6 protein-coding genes are annotated in these 6,775 nt (G+C 67.1%); 2 read left to right on the top strand and 4 right to left on the bottom strand.

The window, feature by feature from the left end:
- From ACIQ0W_RS09945 to ACIQ0W_RS09935, 3 genes are all read right to left on the bottom strand, one after another.
- On the bottom strand, window positions 1–918 hold a 918-nt coding region (locus ACIQ0W_RS09945; RefSeq protein ID WP_396642643.1), incomplete at its 3' end, for a MetQ/NlpA family ABC transporter substrate-binding protein.
- A 36-nt stretch (window positions 919–954) separates the two neighbouring features.
- Window positions 955–1,677, bottom strand: a complete 723-nt coding sequence (locus ACIQ0W_RS09940) for a methionine ABC transporter permease (RefSeq protein WP_396642641.1) — start codon at window positions 1,675–1,677, stop codon at window positions 955–957.
- The gene (locus ACIQ0W_RS09935) at window positions 1,674–2,681 is read right to left on the bottom strand and encodes a methionine ABC transporter ATP-binding protein (RefSeq protein ID WP_396642640.1); all 1,008 of its coding nucleotides are present in this window, start codon (window positions 2,679–2,681) and stop codon (window positions 1,674–1,676) included. Before ACIQ0W_RS09935 ends, ACIQ0W_RS09940 begins: the two co-directional genes overlap by 4 nt.
- A gap of 176 nt (window positions 2,682–2,857) precedes the next feature.
- Here ACIQ0W_RS09935 and ACIQ0W_RS09930 point away from each other — a divergent pair, with 176 nt between their 5' ends.
- Window positions 2,858–4,240, top strand: coding sequence for an LLM class flavin-dependent oxidoreductase (locus ACIQ0W_RS09930; protein WP_396642639.1), 1,383 nt, complete (start codon window positions 2,858–2,860; stop codon window positions 4,238–4,240).
- Between the two features lie 6 nt (window positions 4,241–4,246).
- Here ACIQ0W_RS09930 and ACIQ0W_RS09925 read toward each other — a convergent pair whose 3' ends face one another.
- Complete coding sequence (locus ACIQ0W_RS09925) at window positions 4,247–5,527, bottom strand: MFS transporter (RefSeq protein WP_396642638.1); 1,281 nt, start codon at window positions 5,525–5,527, stop codon at window positions 4,247–4,249.
- Between the two features lie 83 nt (window positions 5,528–5,610).
- Here ACIQ0W_RS09925 and ACIQ0W_RS09920 point away from each other — a divergent pair, with 83 nt between their 5' ends.
- Window positions 5,611–6,675 carry a LacI family DNA-binding transcriptional regulator gene (locus ACIQ0W_RS09920; protein ID WP_396642637.1) on the top strand — a complete coding sequence of 355 codons (1,065 nt, stop codon included), beginning with the start codon at window positions 5,611–5,613 and terminating at the stop codon, window positions 6,673–6,675.
- Window positions 6,676–6,775 lie beyond the last annotated feature (100 nt).

Below are 6,775 nucleotides of genomic sequence, written 5' to 3'. Positions count from 1 at the left end.
CTCCGCGTCGATTGGCAGCAGGATGTCTTTGACCGAGGGGTCGGTGCGGAGGAACTCCTGCACCGCCGGGTCTTGGAAGGCCTGGACGAGCTTCTTGACGTTGTCGGTCTCGGCATAGTCGGATCCGATGGTGAGCTGGCCCGCGAACTCGTCGGGCGCGGCGGGTGCGTAGATCTGCTTCTCGATGTCGATCTGCGCGGCCAGGTAGTACTCGGTGTAGCCCACCGCCGCGTCGAGATCGGGGAGCGCCCGGGACTGGGCAGCGAAGTCCAGCAGGACGAAGGTGAGGTTCTTCGGGTTGGCGACGATGTCGTCCTGCGTGGCGTATGCCTTGTCGATCGATGGGTCGAGGGTGATCAGGCCGGCGCGCTCGAGGACCCAGAGTCCCTGCGCCTCGTTCGCTGGGTCGGAGTACAGCGAGATTCTTCCGCCGACCGGGATCTCACTGATGTCGTCGTACTTATCGGACCACACACCGAAACCCCATCGGAAGACTGGCACCGCTGCAGTCTCTCGGAAGTCCGGGTTCGCCTCGAGCACCTGATTGAGCCAGAGCTTGTGCTGGTAGATCGTGCCGGCCACCTCGCCCTCGCTGACCGCGCGGTTGATGGTGTTGCTGTCGGCCAGACCGCGGAACGCGATCGTCAGGCCGTACTTCGGTGCGACCTCTTCCGCGATGAACTCCACGAGTGCCTGTTCCGACGCGTTGCCCTCGGCGGTTGCGACGTGGAGCGTCGCTCCGGCGATCTCGTTGGGGGACTTGGCGGGGTTCAACAGCGGCACGACGATGGCGGCGGTGATCGCTAGCACGGCGGCCGTGCCGGCCACGATCCATGGCCAGCGCCGACGGGTTTTGACCGCGAACCCGTGGTCATTGTCGTTCGGCGGTGTGGTGCGGGTGTCCTGTCTCGTTGTCATGGCAGAGATCTCCTGGGGTGTTGTGCGAGTTTGGGGCTAGGGGGTGGGCTGAAGACGGCCCGGCTGAAGAGAACGCCGCGTGCGAGCGTGGGGCGTCGTGAGGAAGACGAAGGTGTCGCCGAGCTTTTGCACGGCCGCGACGAGCAGAACGAGCACGATGATCGTGGCCAACATGACCCCGTTGTCGAAGCGCTGATAGCCGTAGGTCACCGCGACGTATCCGATTCCGCCCGCCCCGATGCTGCCCGCGATCGCGGAGTACTCAATCATCGCGATCGTGTTGATCGTGATGCCGCCGATGATGCTCGGAACGGCCTCGGACAGCTGCGCGGTGCGGATGATCTGGAGGGGGGATGCGCCGCTCGCCGTCGCGACGCGCGCCAGGTTGGTCGGGACGCCCCGCAGCGAGTTCTCGACGATGCGGGTGAAGAAGGCGATGCCAGCGATCGACATCGGGACGACCGCGGCGGCGATTCCGATGTTGGTGCCCGTGACGAATCGCGTGAACGGAACGATCGCGGCCATCAGAATCAGGAACGGCAGCGAGCGACCGATGCTGACGATTCCGCTCAGGACGGCGTGCAGCCGCGGCCGCGGGAAGAGGCCGTGCTGAGCGAGGTTGTGCACGAGCGCCCCGAGCGGGATCCCGACGACAACGACGATCGCCATGACGATGCCGACCATGATCAGCGTGTCGAGGAGCGCCGGGAAGATCAGAGCCGGAATCTCGGCGAAGGGGACGTTGTCGATGCGTCTCATGACGGCACCGCCTCTGAAGGCACCGCCAGGCGGATCGGCTCTTCCGCTCGAGCGTCGAGACCCAGGCCCTCGAGCGCTCGCCGCACGAGATCGCCGTCGGCGTGGGCGATACCGATCACCGCAGACCCGACGGTCGAATCGTGAAGGACTTCGACGGATGCGCCGAGGAGCGACACCGGAACGCCCAGAGTCTCGCCGAGCCGCGCTATCCAATCCGTCGGGACGTGTGCGGAGCGATACGAAACAACCCAGGTTGTCTCGCACTCGCGCGCTGCGGCGTGTGCGCGGCGCGGCTGGAGCGCGCGCCCGAGTTCGGAGTCGGCGTTGTGGAGGAGTTCGACGAGGCGCCCGGACTCGACGATCCGGCCGTGGTCGAGCCGCGCCACGGAGTCGGCGACGCTGCGAACCGTGTCCATCTCGTGCGTGATGAAGATGATCGCCAGGCCGAGGTCGTCGCGGAGTTCTTTGATGAGCTCGACCACGGACGCGGTCGCGTCGGGATCCAACCCGCTCGTCGCCTCGTCCGAGATCAACACCCGGGGCCGGAGCGCGAGGGCACGGGCAATGCCGACCCGCTGGCGCTGGCCACCGGATAACTCGTGCGGGTAGCTGTTTGCCTTGCTTGCGAGGCCGACCCGATCGAGCAGCTCGGCGACACGGCGCTTCGACTCGACCGCCGTGACGCCCAGGTACTCGAGCGGCAGCGCCACGTTCTGCGCTGCGGTGCGACGGCTGAAAAGGCCGTCGTGCTGGAAGATCGTGCCGATCTTGCGACGAGCGACGCGCAGTTGCCCGGCGCTCAGGTGCGAAAGGTTGTCGCCGTTGACGATGACGGCCCCCGAGGTAGGTGCCTCGAGCAAGGTCGCGCACTGGGCGAGCGTGCTCTTGCCCGCACCGCTCGGGCCGACGACCGCGAAGATCTCGCCGGATGCGACGGCGAAGTCGAGGCGGTCGAGCACGATCGTGCCGCCGAAGGACTTGGTGAGTTGCTCGAGCCGGATCATCGCGTCACCGGCCGCTGGTCAGGGGAGGAAGGCATGCCGCCGACCGTAGGGCCGCGCCATGACCTCAGCACAGCCGCTGCGACGCAGGGGGTAACGACGTGACGCACGGCGTAACCATGTGACGCCATGTGTAGTCGGCACTGGCGTCAGCCGCCGATGTGCTCGACGATTGCCCGATGACTCGACAGATCCGCTTCAACGCCTTCGACATGAACTGTGTGGCCCACCAGTCCTCGGGCATGTGGCGCCACCCGGACGACCGATCGGCGAACTACAAGGATCTGAGCTACTGGACGGAGCTTGCGAAGCTGCTCGAGGGCGGAACGTTCGACGGCATCTTCATCGCCGATGTCCTGGGCACCTACGACGTGTACGGCGGCACGAACGAAGCCGCGATCCGGCATGGTGCCCAGGTGCCCGTGGGCGACCCGGTTCTTCTCATCTCGGCCATGGCCGCGGTGACCGAGCATCTTGGATTCGGCGTCACGGCCGGCACCGCGTACGAGCACCCCTATCCGTTCGCTCGCCGGATGTCGACGCTCGATCACCTGACGAAGGGTCGCGTCGGATGGAACGTCGTGACCGGTTACCTGCCATCCGCTGCTCGCAACATGGGCAACGACGATCAGCTCGAGCACGATGAGCGTTACGAGCACGCGGACGAGTACCTCGAGGTCCTCTACAAACTGTGGGAGGGGTCCTGGGAAGACGACGCGGTCATTCGCGACCGCGAGTCAGGTGTCTTCACCGACCCGCAGAAGGTCCACGAGATCGGCCACGAGGGCAAGTACTTCACCGTCCCGGGGATCCATATCTCCGAGCCGTCGCCGCAGCGCACGCCCGTGATCTACCAGGCCGGTGCCTCCTCACGCGGCATCGAGTTCGCCGCGGGCAATGCCGAGGCGATTTTCGTCGCCGCCCCCACCAAGGCCGTTCTGAAAAACACCGTAAGCAAGATCCGCGACGCCCTCGAGGCCGCTGGTCGCGATCGATACTCGGCTCGGATCTACACGCTGCTGACGATCATCACCGACGAGACTCCCGAAAAAGCACAGGCCAAGCACGAGGACTTCCTGCAGTACGCGAACCACGAGGGCGCCCTCGTCTTCATGTCCGGATGGATGGGCATCGACCTGTCGCAGTACGAGCTCGACGAGCCGGTGGGCAACGTCAAGAGCAACGCCATCCAGTCCGTCATCGCGAACTACCAGGAGTCGGCGGAGAATGGCGAGACATTCACCGTGCGGGATATCGCTCGCATCAGCGCCATCGGTGGGCTCGGCCCCACGCTCGTGGGGTCCGGCACAGAGATCGCGGATCAGCTTCAGGAGTGGGTCGCCGAAACGGATGTGGACGGGTTCAACCTCGCTTACGCGATCACGCCGGGCACCTTCGAGGACATCGTGACGTACGTGATCCCCGAGTTGCGCGCCCGCGGTGCGTACCCGACCTCCTACGTCGAGGGAACGCTGCGCCACAAGCTGCACGGCAACGGCGATCGCTTGCCCTCCGAGCACAAGGGTGCGGGCTATCGGGTGGGTGCTCTCGCGATCTCGTGAGAGTCGCTACAGCGTGGACGGGTCGTCGGATGCCGCCGGGCTTTCGTGGCGCCGAGCCTCGCCGACGTGCGCTCCCGGAAGTGGGCGGGTGGCTCCGGACGCGAAGCCGGATGCAACGATGAGCGCGACCAGGATGTAGAGGGTGTTGAGTAGACCGATGTGCTCGCTGACGAACCCGAGCAGCGGCGGCCCACACAGGAACGCGATGTAGCCGATCGTCGCGGCGGCGCTGACGCGGGCCGCGGCCCGGGCGGGGTCGTCGGCCGCTGCCGACATCCCCAGCGGGAAGCCCAGCGAAACGCCCGCACCCCAGAGCGCCGCACCGACGAAGACGAGGGGGATCGACGGCGCAAGGATGAAGAGCAAGAGACCGACCGTTGCCGCGGCCGCGAGAACGCGCAGCGTCGCGACGCGCCCGAACCGATCGACCAGCGGCCCGCCCGCGATGCGCACGACGGTCATGCTCACCGAGAACACCGCGAGCCCCGCCGCACCAAGGGCTTGGTCGGCGCCGTGGCCCTCGACCACGGTCAGCGCGAGCCAGTCGTTCGCGCCGCCCTCGGCGAAGGCCATGCCGAGCATCACGATGCCGAGCGTGTAGGTGCGCGGTTCGCGCCACGCCGACAGGGACTCGTGCAGGCGTGCACGCCAGTCGCGGCGCGGTTCACCCGACGGCGTCGGGTCCATGGCCACGATCCGGGCGGGCACGTTGGCGATGCTGACGAATGCGATGACGAGGATCACCCCGGCCATGGCCGCGGTGTGCACCAGGACGTTCAATCCCCACGTCACGGCGAGCACACCGATGCCCGCGCCCAGCACGGTTCCGAAGCTGAAGAAGGCGTGGAAGAGCGGGAGGAGTGTCTTGCCGAGTTGCTTCTCGATCACGGCGCCGTCGACGTTCATCATGACGTCGAGCGATCCGTTGCCGAGGCCGAAGAGGGCGAGGCCGAGTACGACGGCCCCATAGGAGCCCAGGGCATCCGTGCCGATTCCGATGATCGCGACGCCGATCGCGATGACGATCATCGCGACGAACATGCCGCGGCGTGCCCCGAAACGCGCGAGCACGACGGAGCTGAGGGACAGTCCGACGATCGACGCGATCCCCGCGAGAAGCAGGACGAAGCCGATCTGGATGTTGTCGATCTGAAGGGCTTCTTTGATCGCCGGAACCCGCGACGCCCACGTGGCGATCGAGAGTCCGCTCGCCGTGAAGATGGCGAAGACCGCCGTGCGCCAGCGCAGCAGGGCGCGGTGGTCGAGCGGTGCGGCGAGTTCAGACATGAGCAGAGTCTATCGAATCGATTCGGCGACGCCCGGCCCGGACGGGGTACCATCGGTGGACCAATCCCGAACCCGGAGGAGCGATGGCAGCCGGAAGGCCCACGATCGCCGACGTCGCGCGTGTCGCCCAGGTGTCGCCGTCGACCGCGTCCGTGGTCTTCAGCGGCAAGGCATCCGTGACGGATGCGACCCGCGCCCGTGTTCTCGAGGCCGCGGCCTCGCTCGGATACACGGGTCCCGATCCGCGAGCCGCGTCGCTCCGGCGCGGAAGCAGTGGCATCGTCGGCGTCGTCTTCGAAGAACACCTCGGCGCAGCGTTCCGTGATCCGATCAAGGCGGTGATGATGGACGGGCTCGCCGAGGGTGTCTCTCCGCTCGGAGCCGGATTGCTGCTGCTTCGCGATGATGCCGGTGTCGTCGCGGACGGTGCGAGCGCACCGAGCCTGCGCTCGGCCCCCGTCGACGCCGTCGTGCTGGTCGGATGCAGCGGACGTCTCGCAGACTCGCTCGAGGCCGTTCGCGGCCGGGGAATCCCCGTCGTCGTCATCGAAGGTGATGCCGGCCCCGGTATCCCGCGCGTCGAGTTGGACAATCGTGAGGCCCAGCGCCACGCCGCGCGCCACCTGCGCTCGCTCGGTCACGAGAACGTCGTGCTGCTGACCCTGCCCTTCGACGCGCGACGCTGGTGGGGATGGGTCGCTCCGGATGACTCCCGCGTCCCCGTCGTGGATGTCACGCGCGAACGACTCGCCGGTGCCCGAGACGTCTTCCCCGCGGCTCGCGTCTACGCGGCGGGCGGCAGCCTGATCGACGAAGGGCTCGCGGCCGGCCGAAGCATCCTGTCCGACGCGCACAATCGTCCCACCGCTGTCATCGCGCAGAGCGACCTGCTCGCGGCGGGCGTCGTCCGCGCCGCGGAAGAACTCGGTCTGTCGGTGCCGGCAGATGTCAGCGTGACGGGATTCGACGGCATCACCGTCGACGGATTCGCCCCGTACGAACTCACCACGCTGGTGCAACCCGCGGCGGAGAAGGGACGTGCCGCGGGCACGATCGTCACGCGGATGATCGAGGGTTTGGATGCCGCGTCGATCAGTTTCACCTGCACGTTCCGGCAGGGCAACACGACGGGTCCTCCGCCGGGCTGAGGGATTCCCGAGGACTTGTTCGAGAGGTCCGCGCGTCGTAGCACCGTAAGATAGGACCACTGTCCATTCCCTGAGCCACCCCGGCCGACATGACCGAGGA

The organism is Microbacterium sp. (assembly GCF_044340635.1).
GTDB lineage: Bacteria > Actinomycetota > Actinomycetes > Actinomycetales > Microbacteriaceae > Microbacterium.
The sequence above is the reverse complement of the archived record's forward strand: the minus strand, read 5'-3'. Positions and strand labels throughout refer to the sequence as shown.

Excerpts from the sequence above, each read along its gene's own strand:
- ACIQ0W_RS09920 (WP_396642637.1), top strand. The coding sequence starts at position 5,611 with ATGGCAGCCGGAAGGCCCACGATCGCCGACGTCGCGCGTGTCGCCCAG.
- ACIQ0W_RS09925 (WP_396642638.1), bottom strand. The coding sequence starts at position 5,527 with ATGTCTGAACTCGCCGCACCGCTCGACCACCGCGCCCTGCTGCGCTGG.
- ACIQ0W_RS09930 (WP_396642639.1), top strand. The coding sequence starts at position 2,858 with ATGACTCGACAGATCCGCTTCAACGCCTTCGACATGAACTGTGTGGCC.
- ACIQ0W_RS09935 (WP_396642640.1), bottom strand. The coding sequence starts at position 2,681 with ATGATCCGGCTCGAGCAACTCACCAAGTCCTTCGGCGGCACGATCGTG.
- ACIQ0W_RS09940 (WP_396642641.1), bottom strand. The coding sequence starts at position 1,677 with ATGAGACGCATCGACAACGTCCCCTTCGCCGAGATTCCGGCTCTGATC.